Source organism: Planotetraspora phitsanulokensis (assembly GCF_016863295.1).
GTDB classification, from domain to species: Bacteria; Actinomycetota; Actinomycetes; order Streptosporangiales; family Streptosporangiaceae; genus Planotetraspora; species Planotetraspora phitsanulokensis.
Genome location: NZ_BOOP01000015.1, coordinates 85,042 through 108,196, shown reverse-complemented (window position 1 = coordinate 108,196; position 23,155 = coordinate 85,042). Strand labels below are relative to the sequence as shown.

General features: G+C 69.5%; 16 protein-coding genes. 9 read left to right on the top strand and 7 right to left on the bottom strand.

What is annotated here, in order from left to right:
* Window positions 1–55 precede the first annotated feature (55 nt).
* The 4 genes from Pph01_RS18190 to Pph01_RS18175 are packed head-to-tail and all read right to left on the bottom strand — an operon-like array spanning window position 56 to window position 4,941.
* Window positions 56–943: a carbohydrate ABC transporter permease gene (locus tag Pph01_RS18190; RefSeq protein ID WP_204074294.1), complete on the bottom strand. Its 888-nt coding sequence runs from the start codon at window positions 941–943 to the stop codon at window positions 56–58.
* Window positions 940–2,346, bottom strand: a complete 1,407-nt coding sequence (locus tag Pph01_RS18185; protein ID WP_239116806.1) for an ABC transporter permease — start codon at window positions 2,344–2,346, stop codon at window positions 940–942. Before Pph01_RS18185 ends, Pph01_RS18190 begins: the two co-directional genes overlap by 4 nt.
* A 12-nt stretch (window positions 2,347–2,358) precedes the next feature.
* A complete protein-coding gene (locus Pph01_RS18180) occupies window positions 2,359–3,675 on the bottom strand; it encodes an ABC transporter substrate-binding protein (protein WP_204074293.1) in 1,317 nt (438 codons plus the stop codon).
* A 3-nt stretch (window positions 3,676–3,678) separates the two neighbouring features.
* A complete protein-coding gene (locus Pph01_RS18175) occupies window positions 3,679–4,941 on the bottom strand; it encodes an ABC transporter substrate-binding protein (RefSeq protein ID WP_204074292.1) in 1,263 nt (420 codons plus the stop codon).
* Window positions 4,942–5,121: 180 nt separating this feature from the next.
* On the opposite strand from Pph01_RS18175, the gene Pph01_RS18170 reads away from it, so the two are divergent.
* From Pph01_RS18170 to Pph01_RS18160, 3 genes are all read left to right on the top strand, one after another.
* Complete coding sequence (locus Pph01_RS18170; RefSeq protein WP_204074291.1) at window positions 5,122–5,628, top strand: PadR family transcriptional regulator; 507 nt, start codon at window positions 5,122–5,124, stop codon at window positions 5,626–5,628.
* 163 nt (window positions 5,629–5,791) lie between these two features.
* The gene (locus Pph01_RS18165; RefSeq protein ID WP_204074290.1) at window positions 5,792–6,535 is read left to right on the top strand and encodes an ABC transporter ATP-binding protein; all 744 of its coding nucleotides are present in this window, start codon (window positions 5,792–5,794) and stop codon (window positions 6,533–6,535) included.
* A 60-nt stretch (window positions 6,536–6,595) separates the two neighbouring features.
* On the top strand, window positions 6,596–8,875 hold the full coding sequence (locus Pph01_RS18160; protein ID WP_204074289.1) for an FtsX-like permease family protein: 2,280 nt from the start codon (window positions 6,596–6,598) through the stop codon (window positions 8,873–8,875).
* Between the two features lie 102 nt (window positions 8,876–8,977).
* On the opposite strand, the gene treS is transcribed toward Pph01_RS18160, so the two are convergent.
* Window positions 8,978–10,654: a maltose alpha-D-glucosyltransferase gene (treS, locus tag Pph01_RS18155; protein ID WP_239116805.1), complete on the bottom strand. Its 1,677-nt coding sequence runs from the start codon at window positions 10,652–10,654 to the stop codon at window positions 8,978–8,980.
* Window positions 10,655–10,986: 332 nt separating this feature from the next.
* Here treS and Pph01_RS18150 point away from each other — a divergent pair, with 332 nt between their 5' ends.
* The 5 genes from Pph01_RS18150 to Pph01_RS18130 all read left to right on the top strand — a co-directional run bounded on the left by Pph01_RS18150 (window position 10,987) and on the right by Pph01_RS18130 (window position 17,406).
* Entirely contained in the window at window positions 10,987–11,661 is a 675-nt protein-coding gene (locus tag Pph01_RS18150) for an anticodon-binding protein (protein WP_204074288.1), read from the top strand.
* A gap of 87 nt (window positions 11,662–11,748) precedes the next feature.
* Window positions 11,749–13,131: a diaminopimelate decarboxylase gene (gene lysA / locus Pph01_RS18145; protein ID WP_204074287.1), complete on the top strand. Its 1,383-nt coding sequence runs from the start codon at window positions 11,749–11,751 to the stop codon at window positions 13,129–13,131.
* 45 nt (window positions 13,132–13,176) lie between these two features.
* Window positions 13,177–14,484: a homoserine dehydrogenase gene (locus Pph01_RS18140; RefSeq protein WP_239116804.1), complete on the top strand. Its 1,308-nt coding sequence runs from the start codon at window positions 13,177–13,179 to the stop codon at window positions 14,482–14,484.
* Window positions 14,485–14,587: 103 nt separating this feature from the next.
* Window positions 14,588–15,691, top strand: coding sequence for a glycosyltransferase family 2 protein (locus Pph01_RS18135; RefSeq protein WP_239116803.1), 1,104 nt, complete (start codon window positions 14,588–14,590; stop codon window positions 15,689–15,691).
* Window positions 15,688–17,406, top strand: coding sequence for a glycosyltransferase family 2 protein (locus tag Pph01_RS18130; protein ID WP_239116802.1), 1,719 nt, complete (start codon window positions 15,688–15,690; stop codon window positions 17,404–17,406). The genes Pph01_RS18135 and Pph01_RS18130 overlap by 4 nt, the downstream gene beginning before the upstream one ends.
* 16 nt (window positions 17,407–17,422) lie before the next feature.
* On the opposite strand, the gene Pph01_RS18125 is transcribed toward Pph01_RS18130, so the two are convergent.
* On the bottom strand, window positions 17,423–18,961 hold the full coding sequence (locus Pph01_RS18125; protein WP_204074285.1) for a glycosyltransferase family 2 protein: 1,539 nt from the start codon (window positions 18,959–18,961) through the stop codon (window positions 17,423–17,425).
* Between the two features lie 165 nt (window positions 18,962–19,126).
* Window positions 19,127–21,325: an acyltransferase family protein gene (locus Pph01_RS18120; protein WP_204074284.1), complete on the bottom strand. Its 2,199-nt coding sequence runs from the start codon at window positions 21,323–21,325 to the stop codon at window positions 19,127–19,129.
* Window positions 21,326–22,075: 750 nt separating this feature from the next.
* Here Pph01_RS18120 and thrC point away from each other — a divergent pair.
* Entirely contained in the window at window positions 22,076–23,134 is a 1,059-nt protein-coding gene (gene thrC / locus Pph01_RS18115) for a threonine synthase (RefSeq protein ID WP_204074283.1), read from the top strand.
* The last annotated feature ends 21 nt before the right edge of the window (window positions 23,135–23,155 follow it).

The following is a 23,155-nucleotide window of genomic DNA, read 5'->3' as shown; positions in this document are numbered from 1 at the left end:
CCCGTGAAGCGCGCGTCCGGGCCCTTTCTGTGCGGTCATGCCGGTTCATGAGGGGCTATTTCACGGAGCCCGCGAGCAGTCCCTGGACGAAATACCGCTGGAAGCCGAAGAACAGGACAAGGGGGATGATGAGTGACAGGAAGGCGCCTGGCGCGAGGATGTCCACGTTGGTGCCGAACTGTCGCATCTGAGATTGCAGCGCCTTGGTCATCGGCTGGTTCTCGGTGTCGGCGAAGACCAGGGCGACGAGCAGGTCGTTCCAGACCCACAGGAACTGGAAGATGCCGAGCGACGCGATCGCGGGCTTGGCCAGCGGGAACACCACGGTCGCGAAGATCCGCCACTCCTGCGCGCCGTCCATTCTGGCCGCCTCCAGCAGTTCCCGGGGGATGCCGACGAAGAAGTTGCGCAGCAGGAAGATGGCGAACGGCAGGCCGAACGCCACATGGAACAGTACGACTCCCGCGATCGAGCCGAATATCCCGAAAAATCCGTACAGTTTGGCGATCGGGATGAGCGCGATCTGGACCGGCACCACCAGCAGGGCGATGACGACGAGGAACACCGCGTCCCTGCCCGGGAACTCGATCCAGGCGAAGGCGTAGGCCGCCATCGCCGCGATGCCGATGACCAGCACCGTCGCGGGGACCGTGATGAGCACGGTGTTCCAGAACGACGAGCTGAAGCCGGCCGCCAGCAGGCTCGAGTAGTTCTGGAAGGTGATCTCGGCGGGTTTGGTGAACAGGGTCCACCAGCCGGAGGCGTTGTTCTGGGCCTCGCCGCGCAGCGACACCACCAGCAGGCCCAACGTCGGCACCAGCCAGAACACCGCCACCAGGACGAGGACGACCTGGACCGCGCCGCCGCCGAGGCGGTCGGCCACGCGCCCGAGGAGACCGCGTTCGACCGGCTGGGCGGCCCTCGGTTCGGTCAGGGTTGTCATCGCTCGTCCCTCCTGAACCGGCGGATGTTGAAGATCATGAACGGCAGGACCAGCACCAGCAGGAAGATGGCGAGGGCGCTGCCCATGCCCTGGTTGCCGCCGCCGCCGAACGAGACCCGCCACATCTCGAGCGCGATCACGTTGGCCTGCGGTTGCACCGACCCCGGCGCGATGATGAACACCAGGTCGAACACCTTCAGCACGTTGATGACCATCGTGACGAAGACGACGAGCAGGACCGGGGAGAGCAGGGGCACGGTGATCCGCCGGAACACCTGCCACTCGGTCGCGCCGTCGATCCGCGCCGCCTCGAGAGCGTCGCGGGGGATCGCGGACAACCCGGCCGCGATCAGCACCATGGCGAAGCCGGCCCACACCCAGATGTACGCGCCGATGATCGCGGGCGTGATCAGGCCCGGGCCGAGCCAGGTGATCCCGTTGAAGGGCGCCTGGAAGTTCGACTGCGGAAGCCGTACGACATAAGAGCCGGCGGGCAGCCCGGTGAAGTGGAAGCTGCCGTCGGCGGTCGTCTCGGTGGTGCCCTTGACCACGCCGCCGGAGACCGCCTCGACCGTGATCCCGGCCAGGCCCCTCTCCTGCGGGTCGATCTGGTTGAGCGTGCCGCCGCCGCCCCGGACGACGTCGAGCCAGACCGTGCCGCTCACACCGCCGGCGGGGGCCGCCTTCGCGGGAGCGGCGTCCTTGACGACGTCGGGAGGGAGGCCGACCAGCGGGATGAGCACCGGCTGACCATCCTGCACCTGCTGCTTGGTCACCACGGCGCCGTTCTGGACGGCCGCGGGCGCCTGGTCGTTCTCGCGCGGCCGCGCCCCCGGATACCCGGCGCTGGAGGAGAACGTGTCGTGGACGACGGTGATCACCGCGTTGGCCACGCCCTTGTCGGGGTCCTGCTCGTAGACGAGGCGGAAGATCACTCCGGCCGCGAGGAGGGAGACGGCCATCGGCATGAACAGGATGAGCTTGAACGCCGTCGCCCATCGGATGCGCTCGGTCAGCACCGCGAAGATCAGGCCGAGCACGGTCACGATCAGCGGAGCCACCACGACCCAGATCACGTTGTTCCTGATCGTGGTCAGCGTGGCGGAGTCCGTGAAGATCGAGCCGTAGTTCCCGAGGCCGACGAAGCGGTCCCCGACGGAGTCGTACAGGCTCCTGAAGATCGAGTAGATGATCGGGTAGACCACCCACGCGGCCAGGAGGAGGACGGCGGGCAGGAGGAAGAGCGCCGCCATCCTCGGGGAGGGTCCGAGCCGATGGGGGGTGCTGCTGTCCACACGCGCGGCCGGAGCCGGCGCGGATCGGGTCTCAATCGGGCCGGAGGTGGCCCCGGCGGCGGGGATGTCGCCGCCGGGGGCCTGCGGGCCGTCCAACCGTTCGGTCACGGCCGCGTCTCCCTACTTCGTGAAGGCCTTGGCGGCGTCCGCCTCGAGCTTCTCCTGGGCGCCCTTGACGTCGGAGGGGTTGCGCAGGAAGTCCTGCAGGTCCTTCCACTCGCCCTTGCCGTCCGTGCCGCCGAACGCGCTGGGCGCGAGGTCCGACATGTCGTACCGGACCGACTCGCCCGCGGAGATGATCGTCTGCGCCAGCTGCTTGGTCAGGTCGTCCGGGTAGTTGTCGGGGGAGACGTTGCGGTTGGGCGAGAGGTAGCCGGGCTGCTTGGCCCAGACCTCGCCGCCCTCCTTGGAGGCCAGGTACTCCACCAGCGCCTGCGCGCCCTTGGAGTCCTTCATCACCACAGCGACGTCGCCGCCGAGCACGACCGGAGCGGTGTCGCCCGCCTTCGGGAACGGCATGATCTTCGCTTCCTGGCCGACCTGGGCGCCCGTCTGGCCCAGGGACGCGGCCACGAAGTCGGCCTCGATGACCATGGCGGCCTTCTTCTGGGCGTAGGCCTGGGTCACGCAGGTCGGGAAGTCGGTCTGCAGCGCGCCGGACGAGCCGCCGAGCATGAACTCCTGCTTCCCGAAGATCTGCCCCATCTTCTGCAGGGCGGTGGCGACCGAGGGGTCGGTCCACGGGATCTCGTGCTTGGCGAGCTTGTCGTAGTTCTCCGGTCCGGCCGAGGACAGGTAGACGTTCTCGAACAGGTCGGTCAGCGTCCAGCCCGAGGCGGCGCACAGCGCGAACGGCGCGGTGCCCGAGTCCGACAGGGTCTGCGCGGTCTTGCCGATCAGGTCGTCCCACGTCTCCGCCGGCTGGGCGCCGGCGTCGGCGAAGGCGGTCTGCCGGTACCAGATGAGCGACTTGTGCGCCGCCTTGACGAGCACGCCGTAGACCTGGCCGCCGGCCGAGCCGAGCTCCTTCCAGTACGGCGTGTAGTTCTGGTCGATCTGCGCCTGCACCTCGGGGGCCAGCGGCTTGAGCGCGTTCTGGTCGGCGTACTGCTGGACGAGGCCCGGCTGGGGCAGGATCGCCACGTCCGGCGGGTTGCCGCCCTGGATGCGCGGGCCCAGGTAGGCGCCGGTGTCCTCGCCGGTCGAGGCGTAGGTGACGGTGGCGCCCGTCTTGTCCTGGAACGCCTTGAGGACCTTCTCGAAGTTGCCCTGCTCGTCGCCGGTCCACTTGGCGGCGACCTCGATCTTGACGCCTGAGAGGGGCTTGGCGGCGGCGGCGCCGCCGCTGCTGCTCTGAGTGGGGCCGATGGCGGAGTTGCCGCCGCACGCGGCCGTCGCGAGTGCGAGCACCGCCACCGTCAGGGGGAGTTTGCGCATGATCTATCCTCCGGGCTGGACGACCTCGCCGAGCTGCTGTTTGAGATCGGCGACGGTTTCGTCGACGGGTTTGCTGAGGTTGAGCGCGCCGGACACGGCGCTGGAGATCACCAGGCTGACCTGGTTGTAGTTGGGGGTCACCGGCCGGGGACGGGCGGAGAGGATCGCCTCCTTCAGCACGGGCAGGTAGGGGAAGCGCTTGATCAGGGCGGGATCGTCGTAGAGCTCGGCCCAGACCGGCGGGAAGGAGCCCTCGGTCAGGACGAGGCGCTGGATCTCGGGGCTCGTGAAGTAGCGGATGAAGTCGAGGGCCGTCTTCTGCCGCTTGGAATACGCGCTGATCGCGAGGTTGAGCCCGCCCAGCGAGCTCGATCCCGGTCCGGTCAGCCCGGGCAGCCTGGTCACCTCGAACTTGCCCGCGAGGGCGGAATGGGTCGCCGGGCCGTACGCGTGGGGCCAGTTGCGGGCGAAGACCAGCCGGCCCTCCTGGAACGCGAGCCGGGACTCCTCCTCCTTGTAGGTGAGCGCCTCCTGCGGGATCCAGCCCTCCTCGACGCCGCCGACCAGGAAGTCGAGTGCGGTGCGGGTGGCGCCGAGGTCCATCGTCACCCGGCGTGCGTCGGGGCTGAGGATCTGGCCGCCGGCGGACTGGACGGCTTCCGCGAAGTTGACGGTCAGGCCCTCGTACGGCAGAAGCTGTCCGGCATATCCACCTATGTGGTACTTAGCGCTCAGGTGAGAGGCCTCGTCGCGCAGCTCGGCCCACGTCGTGGGCGGCTTGAGGTGCTCCTTCTTCAGCAGGTCGGAGCGGTAGTAGAGGAGCCCGGCATTGCTCGTGTACGGCGCGGCCCACAGCCTGTCGCGGTAGATCGCGGTGTCCGCGACCCCCTTGAGCATCTTGTCCAGCGGGACCACGCTCCGGTCGAGCGGCACGATCCACCCGGCGTCGGCGAACTCCGCCGTCCAGACCACGTCGAGCCCGAGCACGTCGTAGACCTCGCTGTGGGCCTGGAGATTGGCGACCATCTGGGCGCGCTGCTCGTCGGCCGCCTCGGGGAGCTCGAGCAGCGTGACCGGCTCGGTCGGATGGGTCTGGTTCCAGCGGTCGAGCAGCGGGCGGAGATAGGCGGTGGTGTCGCGGCCCGTCGCGAAGGTGATCGGCCCCGTGCCGCTCGTGCCCTCCGTGGTACGGCCCGCGGAGTCGCCCAGCCCTGTGCATCCGGCCACCAGGAGGGCGGTCAGGAGTGCGGCGGCTCGGCGGACCACGTGACCTCCGGATTAAGTCGTAGTTACATACGTGTTAGGTAGATGCATGCATGTTATGCATAGCGATAATGTGGGAGTCAACGGCTGGATCCGTAACGCTCCGGTAACTGCTTCGGTGGTCGCCCGGGGGCTTCGCGGCGACATCTCGACTGGCATCTCGACTGGCATGGAGGTGGGCGAGTGCGGCTGCCGTTGCTGGCACTCCTGGCAAAGGAACCTGCCCACGGGTACGAGCTCAAACAAGCGCTCGAGGTGACGTTCGGCAGCGCCTATCCCTCACCCAACATCGGTCAGATCTACGTGACGCTGGGGCGTCTGGAGAAGGACGGGTTCGTCCGGGCCGTCGACGTCGAGCAGTCGAACCGGCCCAACAAGAAGGTCTACTACCTCACCGCCGCCGGCCGTGAGGCGCTGGAGGCCTGGGTCGACGAACCGACCGAGGGCCCGCGCGTGCGGGACGAGTTCTTCATGAAGCTCGTGCTGGCCCCCCTGACGGGCATCTCCGACCGGATGGCGTTGGTCAACCGGCAGCGCAGGCATTATTTGTCGTTGATGAGAGACCTCGACGAGCTGGCCGAGCGCACGGACCCGGGGAACCGTGTCGCCCGCCTGCTCATCGAGGGCGCCATGCTCCACCTCCAAGCCGACCTGGACTGGCTCGAACGCTGCCAGGAGGACCTGAACTGATGCTCTCCCCACCCCCCACCCCATCCTTCGTCGTGATCATGCACGGATTCCCGGTTCGCGGCCGGACCTGCACCTTCTCGTGTTGTGATCATGCGCAGGTTCGTGATCATGACGCTCGACCTGCGGCGATGCCGTTCGTGATCATGCAGGGAAGTGGTCCGCGATGAGGACCCCTGTGATCAGAGCGATCGGCCTCGTGAAGATCTACCAGACCGGCGGCCTGCCGGTGCCGGCCGTACGCGGCGTCGACCTCGTCGTCGAACCGGGGGAGTTCGTCGCGATCATGGGCCCGTCCGGGTCGGGGAAATCCACCTTCGTCCACATGCTCGGCGGCCTGGAGACGCGGACCAGCGGCGAGATCTGGCTGGACGGCAAGCGCGCCGACACGCTCTCGGAGAGCGGATGGGCGGTGCTCCGGAGGCAGAAGGTCGGATTCGTCTTCCAGTTCTTCAATCTGGTCACCAACATGACCGTGGCCGACAACGTGGAGTTGCCCGCCCTGCTCGGCGGGGCGTCGCCGAAGCACGCACGGGAGCGGCGCGAATACCTGCTGGCGGAACTCGGCCTCGAGGAGCGGGCGAGCGCCGCGCCCGGCCAGCTCTCCGGCGGCGAGCAGCAGCGCGTCGCGCTCGCCCGAGCCCTCGCCAACCAGCCGCGCCTGCTCCTCGCCGACGAACCGACCGGCAACCTCGACAGCCGCAACACCCGTGACGTGCTCAAACTGCTGGGCAAGGTCCATCGGCAGGGCCAGACGATCGTGCTGGTCACCCATGACGCCAGGGTCGCGAGCATGGCGGATCGCGTCGTCAGTCTCCTGGACGGCCAGATCGTCGACGACGCGCCCATCGCCAGGATCCAGCGCCGTCCGGGCGGTACGGCGGGCGACATCGTCGAGCTGCGTGGATGAGCATGTACATGATCACGCCGGGGGAGAGGGCTGGTCGCGGGCGTCTCCCCGAATCTGCGCATGATCACGGGGGTGGGCGTGCGGGCTGAGGTCAGGTGGGTGCGGGCCGATCTCCGGGCGCGCCGGGGGCAGGCTCTGCTGACCGTCATCGCGGTCGCGGGGATCGTCACCGCTCTCATCACGGCGGCCACCCTGCTCGAGGACGGCACCAACCCCTGGCGGGGGCTGTTCGAACGCGGGCGGGGCGCCCATGTCTGGATCCACACCAAGGGCGCGCCGAACGTCCCGGCACTCCGGGCACTGGGCGGGGTCACCGACGTCGCCGGGCCCTACCGAAGCGCTCCCGCCACGCTCGCGGACCACGGCAGGAAGGTCCCGATCGCCCTCCAGGAGACGACGGCGGCCCTCCCCTCCGTCGCCCGGCCGCTCCTTCGAGAAGGCCGCTGGCTCGACGTGCGTCACCCCGACGGCGTCGTGGTCGAGCAGTCGTTCGCCAAGGCGCTGGGGCTCCACCCCGGCAGCCCGTTCCCCGTCACCGGACTGAACGGTGCCACGCACACGCTGACCGTGGCGGGGCTGGCCGAGAGCGGCGACCAGGGCTTCTATCCCGAGTGGACGCCGGGGCTCGCCTGGACCCTCTCCTCGACCCTCACCATGGTCGAACCGGCGCCCGGCCGCACCGAGTCCGTCACAGGCCTCCGGCTGGCCGACGCCGGATATACGGACATCGTGGTGCAGCAGGCCGTCATCACACTGCGCAACCAGGTCCAGCGGGTGTCCACCTGGCGCGAGGTCCGGGCCTCCATGGAGCTCGACAACAGGCTGCTCGGCCTGCTGCTCGCCCTGTTCGGCCTCGCCGGGCTGGTCGCCGCCGCCCTCGCCCTCGCCAACGCCACAGGCGGCCGGGTGCTCACCCAGCTTCGCGACATCGCCACGCTGAAGTCGCTCGGGTTCACCCGGGAACAGGTGACGCGCATGCTCGTCGCCGAGCACGGAACGCTGGGGTTGCTCGGCATCGCCCTGGGCCTCGTCGCCGGGCGGGTCATCACGGCCTACGCGCTCTCCGACACCGTGGTCGTGCCGCTATCCTCCGGCCCGCTCGTGGCGATCACGGCGGGCACGGCACTCGTGGTGCTGGTCGCGGTCTGGCTGCCCGCCTGGCGGGGCGGCGCGACGCCGCCCATCCCGGCGGCCCCAGCGGCGCCTCCGCACGGCCGCCTGTCGCGGCTGGCCAGGGTCGCCCTCCTCGTACGGCTCCCGCCCGCACTCGTCCTCGGGGCCAGGGACGCCTTCACCCGCCCCACCTCGGCCATCCTCACGCTGACCGGTGTGGCCATCCCCATGATGATGATCACCATCGGGCTGGGCTGCTGGGCCACCCTCGACGGGTTCATCCGCCATCCGGAGCAGGTCGGCCAGGCGGCCGCCCTGTCCGTACGGCCGGGCGACCTGACGGCGAGCGAGGCGCTCGGCCGTGCGATGGCCGACCCCGACGTGGTGACCGCCTATCCGGGGGTGGAGCTGGACGCCCTCGTGCCCTGGCAGACCAGGACGGTACGCACCCGGGCGCTCGGCCTGTCCTCCGACCCGTACCCGTTCCCGGTGGCGGAGGGCAGGATGTTCCGGGACCGCGGCGAGGCCGTCGCCGGACAGGGCCTGCTCGACCTTCTCGGGCTGCGCATCGGCGACCGGGTCCGCATGACCATCGGCGGCACGCCGCTCATCGTCAAGATCGTCGGCCGGGTGATCGAGCCGGAGCAGGACGGCGAGGTGCTCTCGTTCGGCGTCGACAGCCTGGCGGCAAAGGATGCGACGCCGCCGCAGTTCTACAGCCTGGTCCTGCGGCCGGGCGCCGACGCCGGCGAGGTGCGCGCGCGGTTGCAGGCGCAGGCGCTCGAAGTGGACCAGGCGGTGAATCCGGCCGACCGGCTGTCGGTCATCCGCGTCATCATCGTCGCGCTGGTCGTGGTCCTCGCCCTGATCGGGCTGGCGAACCTGCTGACGGCGAGTGCGCTCGGCCTGCGCGACCACCTGCTCGACCTGGCCGTGCTGAAGGCGATGGGGCTGACCCCGCGGCAGGTGATGGCCACGCTGGTGACGGGCACCGGGCTCGTCGCGATGGCCGGCGTGGTGCTGGGCGGTTCGGCGGGGGCGTTCCTGTCGAAGGGCCTGATCGACCTGGAGGGCCGCGGCAGCGGGGTGGGGGCGGGAATCGGCCGGGCGCCCACGCCCGGCATGCTCGCCGGCGCCCTGCTCGTCGCGATCGGCGCGACGCTGCTGGTCGCACTGATCCCCGCGCGGCGGGCCGCGCGGGCACGGGTGCCCGTCACGGCCCGCTGAAACCCCGGGCGTCCGATGAAACCCGGGCCCTGAGTCGGGTGCCAGCTTGAGACCCGGGCTCTGAACCGGGCCGGCCCGGCGCCCGCCTCAGAACCCGACGGCTCAGGACTCCTGCTGGATCGACAGCCAGTAGAACCCGTGCGGCGGAAGGGTGAGCAGGTAGGGCAGCTCGCCGATGGCGGGGAAGGGCACGCCGCCCCGGCACTCGATCGGCGTCATGCCGCTGAAGCGGCGAAGGTCGAGCTCGACCGGCTGCGCGAACCTGGACAGGTTGTTGACGCACAGGACCCGGTCGTCGCCCTCTTCCCTGATGTAGGCCAGCACGCTGGGGTTCGACGACCACAGCTCGGTGTAGTCGCCGGTGCCGAAGATGGGGTGCTCGCGCCGGATCTGCAACATCCGCCGGGTGAAGTGGAGCAGCGACGACTCGCTCTTCAGCTGCGCCTCGACGTTGACGGTCTGGAAGCCGTAGATCGGGTCCATGACGGCCGGCAGGTAGAGCCGTCCGGGGTCGGCCTTGGAGAAGCCCGCGTTGCGGTCGGGGCTCCACTGCATCGGCGTGCGGACCGCGTCGCGGTCCTCCAGCCAGATGTTGTCGCCCATGCCGATCTCGTCGCCGTAGTACATGACCGGTGATCCCGGCATGCTGAGCAGCAGCGCGATGAACAGCTCGATCTGGTCCCGGTCGTTGTCGAGCAGCGGGGCGAGCCGGCGCCGGATGCCGAGGTAGGCCCGCATCCGCGGGTCCTTGGCGTACTCGGCGTGCATGTAGTCGCGCTCTTCCTCCGTCACGCTCTCGAGCGTCAGCTCGTCGTGGTTGCGCAGGAAGATGCCCCACTGCCCGCTCTCGGGCAGCTTGGGCGTGCGGGACATGATCTCCGAGATCGGCTCCCTGCTCTGCCGGCGCACGGCCATGAAGATGCGCGGCATCAGCGGGAAGTGGAACGCCATGTGGCACTCGTCGCCGCCGGTCGTGGGGTCGCCGAAGTACTCCGCCACGTCCTCGGGCCAGCCGTTCGCCTCCGCGAGCAGCACGCGGTCGGGGTAGAGCCGGTCGACCTCGGCCCGGACCTTACGCAGGTACTCGTGCGTCTCGGGCAGGCCGGAGCACGAGGTGCCCTCACGCTCGAAGAGGTACGGCACGGCGTCGAGCCGGAAGCCGTCGACGCCGAGGTCGAGCCAGAACCGGATGACCTCCATCATCGCGTCCTGGACGGCCGGGTTGTCGTAGTTCAGGTCCGGCTGGTGGTGGAAGAACCGGTGCCAGTAGTACTGGCCGCGCACCGGGTCGTAGGTCCAGTTCGACTCCTCGGCCCCGATGAAGATGACCGGCGCGTCGCCGTACTTCGTGGGGTCGTCGGACCAGACGTAGAAGTCGCCGTAAGGGCCCTCGGGGTCCTGCCTGGACGCCTGGAACCACGGATGCTTGTCGCTCGTGTGGTTCATGACCAGGTCGGTGATGACCCGCAGGCCGCGGGCGTGCGCCTGCTCGATCAGCTCGACGAAGTCGCCCAGGTCGCCGAACTCCGGGAGGACCTTGAGGTAGTCCGAGATGTCGTAGCCGCCGTCGCGCAGGGGCGAGTCGTACAACGGCAGGAGCCAGATGCAGTCGATGCCCAGCCACTGGAGGTAGTCGAGCTTCTCGATCAGGCCGCGCAGGTCGCCGGTGCCGTCGCCGTTGGAGTCCTTGAAACCGCGGACCAGCACTTCGTAGAAGACCGCCTGCTTGTACCAGTAGGGGTCCTGCTGCGTGTATTCCGTGATTTCATTCGCATGCATGAGATCTCCGGACATGATGATCTGGGTGTCCGGCGTCAGGTCGCCGGCCATATCGGCTGCAGACACCGGCGGAGCCGGCTCTGGGCATGGCGAAGCAGCGTTCATCTGGTCTCACTTGAGGAAAAGAATGGGGCGTGCGGCCAGATCACGCCCGAGCCTTGAAGCTCACGCCGTCTTGTTTGGCCTTATTTGACTCAAACCTACCACTGCTTAACGTCTGACCGTAATTGCTTACTTCCTGGTAAGGGTAACTTTTTACCTGTTTTCGAATGATCACCGAGTGCGACTGAGTGAATGTGCCGCAGGGCCTTCCGCGGCCTAGGGTGAGCGGCGTGACACCCGCCCGGCTCGGCCCGCTCCTGGGGGCGCCGCCCGTGCCTCAGGGGCCGTGGGACCGCGAGGCCGTCGTGGTGTCCGCGGCCGCTCTCAAGGCCGCCCGCGGCCGCCCGCCGCGGGACGCGGCGGAGGAGATCGCGGAGGGGTTGCGCGGTCACGACGGAGTCGCCGGTGTCCGGGTCCGGCCCAACGCCTTCCTGGAGATCGTGCTGGCCGTCCCCGGAGAGATCGCCCGTGAGATCGTGACGGCGGGATCTCCGGGAACCCCGCGCGTTTCGCTCCCAGGCCTGCCGGATTTCCCCAGGACCTGGGAGAACCCGGGCTTCGTCGTGCGGTTCGCGCACGCGCGCGCGGCCGCCGTGCTCAGGTGGGCCCGCGACCTGGGCGTCCCGGGGGAGGGCTTCCGCCCCGAGGCGCTGGACGATCCCCGGGACCGGGCCGTCCTGCGCGTCCTCGCCGAACTGCCCAGCCGTGCGGCCGGCCGTGAGCCGGCGTGGGAGGCCTACGGCGAGCGACTGGCCCTGGCCTATCACGACGCGCACGAACACGCTCCCGCCGTCCCGGCCGGAGACCGGCGCGCGGACGAGGTGCACACCGCCCGGGTCTGGCTGGCGAGAGCCGTCCAGGCCGTGCTGAGGGACCTTTACGGTGAGTTGCCGAGCAAATTGTGATGGATGGTCCTGGAGTGTCCGATGAGCCTGTCTCGCCACGTGGGCGGCCGTCTCATAGGGGCGGCGTGGTCGGATAGCCTCGTTCGGGTGAGTCGATTCGCCCATCCCGCCGGTGACAGGCATGCCGAGGTGCTGCCTGAGGAGCGCCCTCCGCACGCGCCGGCCGACCTCAACACCCTCGACCCCGCGATCTGGCCGCGAACGTCCGGCCGAACTGGCGGTGTGATCACGATCGGCGGTGTCGACGTCCGGGACCTGGCGAAAGAGTACGGCACGCCCCTCTACGTGATCGACGAGGAGGACTTCCGCTCCCGCTGCCGCGACCACAAGGCCGCCTTCCACGACGGCGAGGTCCACTACGCGGGCAAGGCGTTCCTGTGCCGCGAGGTCGCGCGCTGGATCGACCAGGAGGGCCTCGGCCTCGACGTGTGCAGCGCGGGCGAGCTCGCGGTCGCGCTCAGCGTGGGGTTCCCGCCCGAGCGGATCACGATGCACGGCAACAACAAGTCGCTCGCCGAGCTCGAGCGCGCGGTCGAGGTGGGCGTCGGGCACATCGTGGTCGACTCCTTCGAGGAGATCGCCCGGCTCGGCTTCCTCGCGGAACGGCACGGCCGGCGGCCCAAGGTCATGATCCGGGTGACGGTGGGCGTTGAGGCGCACACTCACGAGTTCATCGCGACCGCCCACGACGACCAGAAGTTCGGCCTGTCGCTGAGCAGCGGTGCGGCGGCGGAGGCCGTCCGGCGCATCCTCGCCCTGCCGCAACTCGAGCTCGTGGGACTGCACTCGCACATCGGATCGCAGATCACCGACACCGCGGGTTTCGAGGTCGCCGCGCGGCGCCTGGCCGCACTGCTCGTCGACATCAGGGACGAGCACGGGGTGATCCTGCCCGAGCTCGACCTCGGCGGCGGTTACGGCATCCCCTACGTCGCGGGCGACGAGGCGCCGGACATCAAGGTCATCGCCGACAGCCTGGCGGAGATCGTCACCAAGACCTGCCGGGCGGCGGGGCTGCCCGTGCCGCGTCTCACGGTGGAGCCGGGCCGGGCGATCGCCGGTCTCGCCGGAGTGACGCTCTACGAGGTCGGCACGGTCAAGGACGTCGAGGGCCTGCGTACCTACGTCAGCGTCGACGGCGGAATGAGCGACAACATCAGGACCGCGCTCTACGGGGCGGACTACACGGCCGTCATGGCCTCGCGCGACACGACGTCCGGGCCGATGTTGTCCCGCCTGGTCGGCAAGCACTGCGAGAGCGGCGACATGATCGTCCGTGACCTGTGGCTGCCTCAGGACATCGCGCCGGGCGACCTGATCGCGGTGGCCGCCACCGGCGCCTACTGCCGCTCGCTCGCGAACAACTACAACTACCTCCCGAAGCCCGCGGTGGTCGCGGTGTCCGGGGGCCGGTCCCGCGTGATCGTGCGCGGGGAGACCGAGGAAGATCTGTTGCGGGGGCAACTGTGACCGGAATCGGCGCGGGACCACGCGGCGGGGAGACGAGGAGGGCTCGTGACTGACGGCAAACCGGCGCTCAGGGTGGCGCTGCTGGGCTGTGGCGTCGTCGGGTCGCAGGTCGTGCGGCTGCTGGGCGAGCAGGCCGACGACCTGGCCGCGCGGATCGGCGCTCCCCTGGAGCTGGCCGGCGTCGCCGTACGGCGTCTGGGCCGCAGGCGCGACACGGAGATCGACCCCGCGCTGCTCACGACCGACGCCGAAGGACTGGTGACCCGCGACGACGTGGACATCGTCGTCGAGGTGATCGGCGGGATCGAGCCGGCCAGGTCGCTGATCCTCGCCGCGATGTCCCGGGGCAAGTCCGTGGTGACCGCCAACAAGGCCCTGCTGGCCGAGGACGGCGCGACCATCCACGCCGCGGCCAGGGAGAACGGCGCCGACCTGTACTTCGAGGCGAGCGTCGCGGGTGCGATCCCGCTGCTGCGCCCGCTGCGCGAGTCGATGGCCGGCGACCACGTCCACCGCGTGCTCGGCATCGTGAACGGCACGACCAACTACATCCTCGACAAGATGGACTCCACGGGGGCCTCGTTCACCGACGCCCTGGAGGAGGCCCAGGCGCTCGGGTACGCGGAGGCCGACCCGACGGCCGACGTGGAGGGCTTCGACGCCGCGGCCAAGGCCGCCATCCTCGCGGGCATCGCCTTCCACAGCCGCGTGACGGCGGCGGACGTGCATCGCGAGGGCATCACGGAGATCACCGCCACCGACGTGGCCTCGGCCAAGGGCATGGGGTACGTCATCAAGCTCCTGGCCATCTGCGCGCGCTCCGACGACGGCGGTTCGATCGGCGTCAGGGTGCATCCCGCGATGATCCCGAGGACGCATCCCCTCGCGGGCGTCCGGGAGGCGTACAACGCGGTGTTCGTGGAGGCCCAGTCGGCGGGACGGCTGATGTTCTACGGCGCCGGCGCCGGCGGGGCTCCGACGGCCTCGGCGGTCCTCGGGGACATCGTGGCGGTCGCGCGCAACCGCATCGCCAAGACCCGCGGGCCCGAGGAGTCGACGTACGCCGACCTGAAGGTCCATCCGATGGGCGACACCATCACTCGTTACCACGTCTCCCTGGACGTGGCGGACAAGCCCGGCGTGCTCGCCAAGGTCGCCGAGGTCTTCTCCACCCACGACGTCTCGATCCAGACGGTCAGGCAGGAGGGCCGGGGGGACGACGCCCAGCTCGTCCTGGTGACCCATCGGGCCAACGACGCGGCCCTGTCGGCGACGATCGAAGACCTGCAGGATCTCGACATCGTGCGCGCGGTAGCGAGCGTGATGCGCGTCGAAGGCGACGACACTCCGTAGCTGTATTTTGCCAAATAGGGTGAAGAGCGCTTTTGGTCTGTGCTGTGCCAGAATGCGGTTCTTATTGAGCGGCATTTCGATGGTGGTGCACAGTGGAGGTGGCATGACCAGCCCTAAGGGCTTCCTCCGCGCGGGGAGCGCGGAGATGGCGGAGGCCCGCTGGGAGGGGGGCCAGTGGATCATCGCGGAAACGCCCGTCCCCGACGGGCTCACCGATACGGACGTGGCAGGCTTGCGTGATCTGCGCGGGATCCACATTGACTGGCCCTCCTCCGCCGTCCCGTTGGACGTGATCCTGCAACTCGCCGCGGCCGGGGTTCCGCTGCACTCGGAGACGACGCCGGGCTGGCTCACCGATGACCCGCTGGCAGCCCTGGTCACCGACACCCGGTGGCTGCAACCCGAGACCGACAGCGCGGGCGTCTCGGTCACCGACCTCCGGCGCGAGGAGCACAGCGTGCGGTTACGCCGACGCGGCCTCCTGCACGACGCGAACGCGGTGGCCGTCCAGTCGCGGCCGGTCAGCGTGGTCGTGGCCAGCAAGCGGCCGTGGCTCGCGGGCGCGACGCTCGAGCAGATCGCCAGGCAGCGGCACGTGAACCTGGAAGTGATCTTCGCTGCCCATGGTTTCCCCGCCGACGTGGTACGGCAGGCGGCGGCCGACCAGGGTTTCCCGTTCCCGATCCAGGCGGTCGAGCTGACGGACGAGACCGTCTTCGGCGACGTGCTCAACGAGGCGGTACGGCGGGCGAGCGGTGACTATATTGCGAAATGGGACGACGACGACTGGTACGGCCCTGATTACCTTTCCGATCTACTGCTCGCCAAGGCCTACTCCGGGGCCGACCTGGTCGGGACGTCCGCCGAGTACTTCTACCTCGAACCGCTGAACCTCACGATCCGCAGGGCGGGCCACCACAGCGAGATCGTCTCGACCCACGTGGCCGGGGGGACGATCCTGCTGGAGCGCACCGGGCTGGCCTCAGTCGGCGGGTTCGAACCTGTGCCCACGGCCGTCGACGGCAAGTTGCTCGCCGCGGTCGACGCCGCGGGCGGATCCATCTACCGCACGCACGGGTTGGCCTTCCTGGCCCGGCGTTCCCCTATCGAACAGCACACGTGGCGGTCACCGCTAGCCGCATTCGTCAAGGCTGCGGCCAACCAATGGCGTGGTTTCCGCCCGACCCGGATCCTGGAGGGATCGTGAACCGCCCCCCGACGCCGGTCATGCCGCAGGCGTCAACGCCGGATGTGACCTTCGCCCCGGCCAGGATCCGCGGCAACGACTACTCGACCCTCGTCCCGCCAGAGTTCGGGAAGTGGACCCCCGCCATGCGGGTGAGCGTGATCGTTCCGGCGTACAACGGGCAGGAGAAACTCGATCTCACGCTCGCCGGGCTGGTCCAGCAGACCTATCCACCCGAGCTGATCGAGGTCATCGTCGTCGACAACGGCAGTGTGCCGCCGTTGCGGCTGCCCGAGATCCGTCCCGAGCGGACCCGGCTGATCGCCTGCCCGACCCCGGGAAGGTCCAACGCGCGCAACGCCGGCCTCGCGGCCGCCGAGGGCGACGTCGTCTACTGGCTCGACTCCGACATCGTGCTCGAGCGCACGGCGCTCGAAGCCCACATGCGCTGGCACCACCTCGCGCCTTACCTCGTCGTCACCAGCTACCTGCGGTTCACGACCGTGCCGCTGCCGGCTCCGGCGCAGATCGTCGAGGTCGACGAGCGGGCGAAGCTGTTCGAGCCCACGGAACCGCACGAGTGGATCGTGAACCTGGTCGAGCGCACGGACGGGCTCCGCGCCAGCGGGACGAACGCGTTCGGCATCCACATCGGCGGCTCGACGTCGGTGAACGCCCGGCTGATCAAGGCGGCGGGCCCCATGGACGAGGGGCTGATCCTCGGCGAGGACACCGAGATGGGCTACCGGCTGGCCGAGGCGGGAGCGGTCTTCGTCCCCGAGCCGGCGTCGATCGGCTATCACCTCGGCCCCACGATGCAGATGCGCGACGCGAAGGCGATCAGCCGCTCCAACTACGCGTTCATCCCCGACCGCATCCCGCAGTACCGGTGGCTCCGGGCGCATCCGTTCCGCCAGTACCTGGTGCCTTATGTCGAGGTGGAGGTCGTCGCCACCGGGGCCTCCTACGAGGACGTCCGTGGGACCGTCGACGGCGTGCTGGCGGGCACCATCGCCGACGTGTCGGTGCTGCTGCTGGGTCCCTGGGACCAGCTCGAGCCCGACCGCCGAGCCCCGCTGAAGGACCCGGACCTCGACATGGTGCTGGTCCACGGTTTCTATCGCCACGAGGGACGGGTCCGGCTCGGCGGCCGGTCCGGCGCGGCGCCGTACGTGCTGCGCGTGCCCGCCGGATGGGTGCCGGGAGAGAACTCCCTGTCCCGAATGCTCGAGCTGATGGTCGAGCGCGACCTCGGCCTGATGTCCGTGCTGCTCGACGAGACCGGCGACGGGCTCACGGTGGCCCGCTTGGAGCGGACGGCCGCCTTCGCGCGGGCCGAGATCGTGGCGCGCGACGGCGAGAACCTCGACGACGCCGTGACCGACGTGTTCGGCTCGATGTGGGTGGACGCGGAAAGTTACGAGTTCCTGCCCGCGGCGTCGGCTCGGCCTCCGGCCGGACGCCGTGCCACCTATCAGGCACGGACCGACGCCCACTCCAAGGCCGAGGTGGTCCGCCTGACCAAGGAGGTCGAGCGGCTCAAAGGCAAGGTCAACGAGTGGCGTGACGAGTCCAAGCGCTGGCGCGCCAGCGCCGTGCAGTTTCGCCGTGAGGTCGGCACGCTTCGCCGGCAGGTGAACGCGCTCAAACGCGGCCGGGGCATCACCCGCATCACCCGCAGGCTCGGCAGCCTCCGCCGCCTCCAGTCGCTGCTGGGCGACAACAAGCGGCGGTGAGCGTTGGGGGAGGGGGTTACCGGGACGAGGGCCGCAGGCCGCCCAGCCCGGGCCACCTCCCCGATCGCCGTCCGGCGGGTCGTGCGACCTCGCCGGTGACGGGGGCCTGCGCCGAGTCCGTCCCCTGACCGTCATCCTCTTGCGTGCTCTCGTCCTGCTCGAGCTCGCGGGGCGGCCAGAACGCCGCCGAGGCCTCCTGCCGTACGCCGTGGGTCTCCCTGATCACATCGGCGAGCGGCTCGTCGGGAGCGGCGAGCAGGAGGGCGCGGCCGACGGCCTCGGTTCGCTCGAGCCGGGCCTCGCGGCCGTCGTCGAAGGTGATCTCGAGCAGGCCCGGTCCTCCCTCGGAGACCTGCTCGATCATGGTCTCCAGCGAGGCGGGCTCCAGAAGCACGTCGAGTGGGCCGACGTACCGGTAGGGGCTGGGGAACGACGTCGGAGACACCTCGTCGACGAGACGGACGCGGGGATCGTGCCGGTACGCCTCCCGGAGCATCCGCAGCTCGAACGCCGGCTCGTTCAGGGTGGAATGGCGGCCCCGGGGAAGCGTCGACCAAGGCGCGACGAGCGTGACCCGTACGTCGGGCAACGTCCCCGACAGAGCGGCGTCCACGGCCTCGTGCACCTGCTGCTCCGTCGCGTCGCTCACATCGAACACCACGTCGACGTACGGCACGAGCCAGCTCCGGCCGCCGTGCTCACGAAGATCGCGGCGGAGCGGGATGCGGTGGGCGAGGTAGGGCGCCACCACCCGGACCGTCTCCGTCGGATTGATCCCCTGGGTGGACAGGCCGATGTGAAGGCCCCTCGCCTCCAGATCCGCCACGAACACGGCTCCGTACTGAGCGAACCGGTAGCCCAGCTCGGTGTCCTCACCCCGGATCACGGCCGGATCGAAGCCGCCTACGGCATCGAACATCGCACGATGGAACGACACCGTGGGGCCGGTGAGCGCGTGGTAGGGCGCCTTGCTCCGGCGGAGACCGTCGAGGTTGATGACCACCTGTTCGGTCGAGTGGAGAACGGCCTTGGAAAGGTCGGTGATCTCGCCCAGGGCGTCGTGCAACACGGCGTGGCGCATGTCCTCGACCGCCACGACGGGCTCCTCGATGAAGCGCTTGCCCCCGATCGCGACCACGTAGTCGGTCAGGTGGTGCCAGCGCATGAGCGCCTCGAGATGCTCGCGGAACACGACCATGTCGGCGTCGAAGCGCTGGATCACCGTGCCGTCCGACGCCTTGACGCCGGCGTTCACGGCGTGTCCCGGGCCCCATCCGCTGGAGTCGGCGACGATCAGCCGGGTGTTCTCCGGCCTGATGGGGGGCAACCGGACGGGCGGCTCGCTGCCGTCGTCGACGATGATGACCTCGGTGAGGTGTCCGGGGTAGGTCTGCGCGGACAGAGCCGCGAGGGCGAGATCCAGCACGTACTGGCCGCCATGGGCGGGGATGACGACGCTGACCTGGAGCTCAGGCGTCCAGTGGCCCACGGCGGGGGCCTCCAGCGGGGAATAATTGTTTTGCCTGATCCGCGGGCGGGATCCGTTGCCCGTCACGATGGCCACTCCTCGCCGGTTCTGGTCGAATACCTGATGAATCGTAGCGTCGGCTCCCGCCTTTCCGTCGAGCTGACCGGCCTCCTCAGGTGCTCCGAGTCCTGACGAACACGGCCCCCACTCGGCGTCCCGCCCCCACCTCGTGGCTGTTCCGTGAGCGGAGTTCTAACTGGTGGGCCCGGACACGGCGGCCGCGTCGAACTTCGCCCGCAGACCCGCCTTGGGAAGCGCCTTCGCGAGGCGCGGCGTGAGCGTCTTGACGTATGTCGCCGTGAGATGAGATCCCTGCCGGTAGACGAGGACGTTGCCGATGACGGGAGAGCAGCGCGCCGTCGGGCAGATGGCGTCGTGGAGATCGACGACCGACACGTGGGCCATCCCGGCCGCGGCCCTCTTCTGGATCGGTGCGGCGCTCCACGCCTTGTCCCGGTCGAACGCGCAGGCCGACAGCCGGTCGGGGTTCTTCGCGACGCACTCGTAGACCTCCATGCCGGGATCCGGATTGTCCGCGAGGACGATGACCCGCATGCCGGCGCGGGTGAGGGCCGACCATGACTTCCGCAATCCGGCCACCATCGCCCCGGGGGTGGTCCGGCCGTCGGTGTCGATCGCACTGGACGACACCTGGGACGTGATGACGTAGTCGGGCTTCTCGGTGTTGATGAGATAGGGGAGAAGCCGGGAGTTCCACTCCGCGCACGACGTATAGGGCTGCTTCGTGCCGTCCGTCTTCATCGTCTTCGCGGAGGTCAGGGTGCAGCCCGACTTCGTGAAGATCGTGAGGCGCCAGTTGTTCTGGGTCGCGAGCAACTGGAGTGCGGGAAGCCACTGCGCGATCTTGGAGTCTCCGGCCGCGGCGACCCTGATCTTCGAGTTCGGGTCGCCGTACGTGCAGGACAGCACCTTCGCGTCGTCCGCGTTCTGGTGACAGCCGTCGGCGTAGGCGTCGGGCAGGTCCTTCGTCGCCTGCAGCGGATCCGGCACCATGTACTCGACGTGGTCGGGGGGAGCCCCGGCGGGGTCGTCGCGAGGGTCGGCCGCCAGTACGGCGGCCCCCGGCGCCTGCCGGGCCGGGCCGCCCGCGGCCGCTGTGGAGCTCGTCACCCCCAGCAGGATCGCCATGCCCGCCACGACGCCCACGAAGGTGAAGTTGGCGCCCAGGCTGAGTGCCAGCCGGGGAGAGCCGGACACCGCCGCGGAGTACCGCAGGGGGTTTTCGATCAGGCGATGCGTGAGCCAGGCCGGGATGACGGAGACCAGTGCCACGAGCAGTCCGTGGCCGACCGTGAGAGTGCCGTCCCAGTGGGCGGTCGCCGCCACGAGCAACGGCCAGTGCCACAGGTAGAGCGAATAGGAGAGCCCGCCGACCCAGCGGAACGGGGCGGTTCCCAGCACCAGCTCCGGCCCCCTGCGCAGGGTCGAGCACCCTGCCGCGATCACGGCCGCGGTGCCGAGAGTGGGCAGGGCGGCGTTGTAGCCCGGCCACGCCGTTTCGCTGCTGAAGACGAGCGCGGACGCCGCGATGCACACGACCCCGGCCCATCCGAGCACGATCGCCCACACCCGGGGGAGCCTGGCGCACTGGGACACGCTGAGGGCGAGCCCCGCGCCGATCGCCAGTTCCCATACGCGGGTGGGCGTCACGAAGAAGGCGCTCTCGGGGGAGTGCGCCGTCGCGATCACCGAGTAGACGACCGACGGCACCGCGACCAGGAGGAGAAGCGTCCAGACCAGCGGCTTGGCGCGCCTGCGCAACATCCTCGCCACGAGAGCCGCCAAGATGATCAGCAGTGGCCACACGACGTAGTACTGCTCTTCGACCGCCAGCGACCAGAAATGCTGGACCGGCGACGGCGCCGTGCCCTCGGCCAGGTAGTCGACGGACCTGGCCGCGAAGCGCCAGTTCACCACGTAGAGCGCCGAGCCGACGATGTCGCCGCCGACGGCCTCCCACTGCGTCTTCGGTATGAAGAAGCGCGTCAGTGCGGCCGACACGATGAGGACGGTGGCCACGGCCGGCAGCAGGCGCTTGGCCCTGCGGGCGTAGAACCGCGTCAGCGACACCGAGCCGGTGCGTTCCAATTCGGAGACGAGCTGCGATGTGATCAGAAATCCGGAGATCACCAGAAAGATGTCGACGCCGACATATCCGCCGGGAAGGAAGGGGACTCCCGCGTGGTACAGGACGACGAGGGCGACGGCGATCGCCCGGAGGCCCTCGATGTCGCCGCGCTGACGATGCCGAGTTTCGCCCGACGGCGCCCCGTTCTGGGCCGAGACTCGACGCCGGTCGGAGGACGCGGGGAGGTCGTCGGTCGCGGTTGCCTGCTTCGTCACGGGCGTGGGGAACTCAGAGACGCTCATTAGGCCACATCGTTAGTGATATCTCCCATTTGACTTACGTAGTCCTGGCCCGCCGCGTACCCCTCCGTCAGTGGTGGGCGAAGGGGCGACCGACTGTCCGGAGGTCGAGAACCGAAGGCCTGATGGGGAGGAAAGGAGCCCGTCCCTCGCCGGAATCGGCTCGCCTCCGCCGTGCTGTGGGGAGGTGGCGCGGCATCCTCTCTGTCCGGGGGCGAGCGGGGATTCCGCCGCGCCTCGCCGGCGAGGTCCTCGCGGGGCGAACGGGCGGGGCCGAGTGGCGGACGGCGTCTGAGCACGGAGGACTCCGCCTCGCAGCCTGACCCCTCATCGCACAGTCACCCTAATGATCTACGAGGGTCCGGGGCCTGATATCGACCTCGCCTGGCAAACTGGAACCAGAAATGTGCGGTCAAATAACGGCGAAACCCACCTCTCCGGGCGAGACAGTACACCACGGGCCCTCGGTCATGTATCGACTCTGAGTGCCCGGGACAAGATCCTTGATGACGGCGTCGTCGATCCCGGAAGTCGATCCCGGAAGCGGTGGGCGGGCGCGGCCGTCGATTCCTGGGGCGGCCTCCTCGGGGCCCCATCCGCGAGGTTCGGCGGACGGGAGCTTGGGAAGTTCCGCCCTGATGCTCGGCCTGTCCAGCAATTGGACAATTCTTCCCACATGGCGAACGGGAGGCCGTAGACTCGGTGGCCAATACCCCAGGTGGCACGCGTACTCGGCGCGTGAAGGGAGTAATCATGTCCAGGGCTTGGCGTGGCCTCATCGAGGAGTACCGTGACCGGCTTCCGGTGTCGGCGACGACGCCGGTGGTCACGCTCTTCGAGGGCGGAACGCCTCTCGTGCCGGCCCGGCGCGTCTCCCAGTTGACCGGATGCGACGTCCATCTCAAGGTCGAGGGGCTCAACCCGACGGGCAGCTTCAAGGACCGCGGCATGACCGTGGCGATCAGCAAGGCGCTCGAGGAGGGCGCGAAGGCGGTCATCTGCGCCTCGACGGGCAACACCAGCGCCTCCGCGGCCGCATACGCCGTACGGGCCGGGCTGACCTGCGCCGTCCTCGTGCCGCGCGGGAAGATCGCGATGGGCAAGCTGGCCCAGGCGCTGGTGCACGGCGCCAAGCTGCTCCAGGTGGAGGGCTCGTTCGACGACTGCCTGGAGATGACCAGGAAGCTGGCGGAGAACTACCCGATCGCCCTGGTGAACTCGGTCAACCCGCACCGTCTCCAGGGCCAGAAGACCGCCGCCTTCGAGATCGTGGACGAGCTCGGCGACGCCCCGGACGTGCACTGCATCCCCGTCGGCAACGCGGGCAACATCTCGGCCTACTGGATGGGATACAAGGAGTACGCGGAAGAGGGCATCGCCACCAAGCGGCCCAGAATGCTGGGATTCCAGGCCAGCGGGGCGGCGCCCCTGGTCAGCGGTGCCCCGGTCACGCATCCGCACACGATCGCCACTGCCATCAGGATCGGCAACCCGGCGTCGTGGCGGCTCGCCGAGGCCGCGCGCGACGAGTCGAGCGGGGCCATCCAGGCCGTCACCGACCGCCAGATCGCCGCCGCCTACAAGCTGCTGGCCCAGGAGGAGGGCGTGTTCGTGGAGCTCGCCTCCGCCGCGAGCGTGGCGGGCCTGTTGCAGGCCCACGAGCAGGGGATGCTCGTTCCGGGGCAGCGCGTGGTGTGCACGGTGACCGGGAACGGGCTCAAGGACCCCGACTGGGCGATCTCCGGTGCGCCGGCGCCGGTGACGATCCCCGTCGACGCCTTCGCGGCCGCTTCCGCTCTCGAGCTGGCCTGACGCCGCCTTCATCCAGGTGGT

Excerpts from the sequence above, each read along its gene's own strand:
- Pph01_RS18190 (WP_204074294.1), bottom strand. The coding sequence starts at position 943 with ATGACAACCCTGACCGAACCGAGGGCCGCCCAGCCGGTCGAACGCGGT.
- Pph01_RS18180 (WP_204074293.1), bottom strand. The coding sequence starts at position 3,675 with ATGCGCAAACTCCCCCTGACGGTGGCGGTGCTCGCACTCGCGACGGCC.
- Pph01_RS18165 (WP_204074290.1), top strand. The coding sequence starts at position 5,792 with ATGAGGACCCCTGTGATCAGAGCGATCGGCCTCGTGAAGATCTACCAG.
- Pph01_RS18160 (WP_204074289.1), top strand. The coding sequence starts at position 6,596 with ATGATCACGGGGGTGGGCGTGCGGGCTGAGGTCAGGTGGGTGCGGGCC.
- treS (WP_239116805.1), bottom strand. The coding sequence starts at position 10,654 with ATGCATGCGAATGAAATCACGGAATACACGCAGCAGGACCCCTACTGG.
- Pph01_RS18135 (WP_239116803.1), top strand. The coding sequence starts at position 14,588 with ATGACCAGCCCTAAGGGCTTCCTCCGCGCGGGGAGCGCGGAGATGGCG.
- Pph01_RS18120 (WP_204074284.1), bottom strand. The coding sequence starts at position 21,325 with ATGAGCGTCTCTGAGTTCCCCACGCCCGTGACGAAGCAGGCAACCGCG.
- thrC (WP_204074283.1), top strand. The coding sequence starts at position 22,076 with ATGTCCAGGGCTTGGCGTGGCCTCATCGAGGAGTACCGTGACCGGCTT.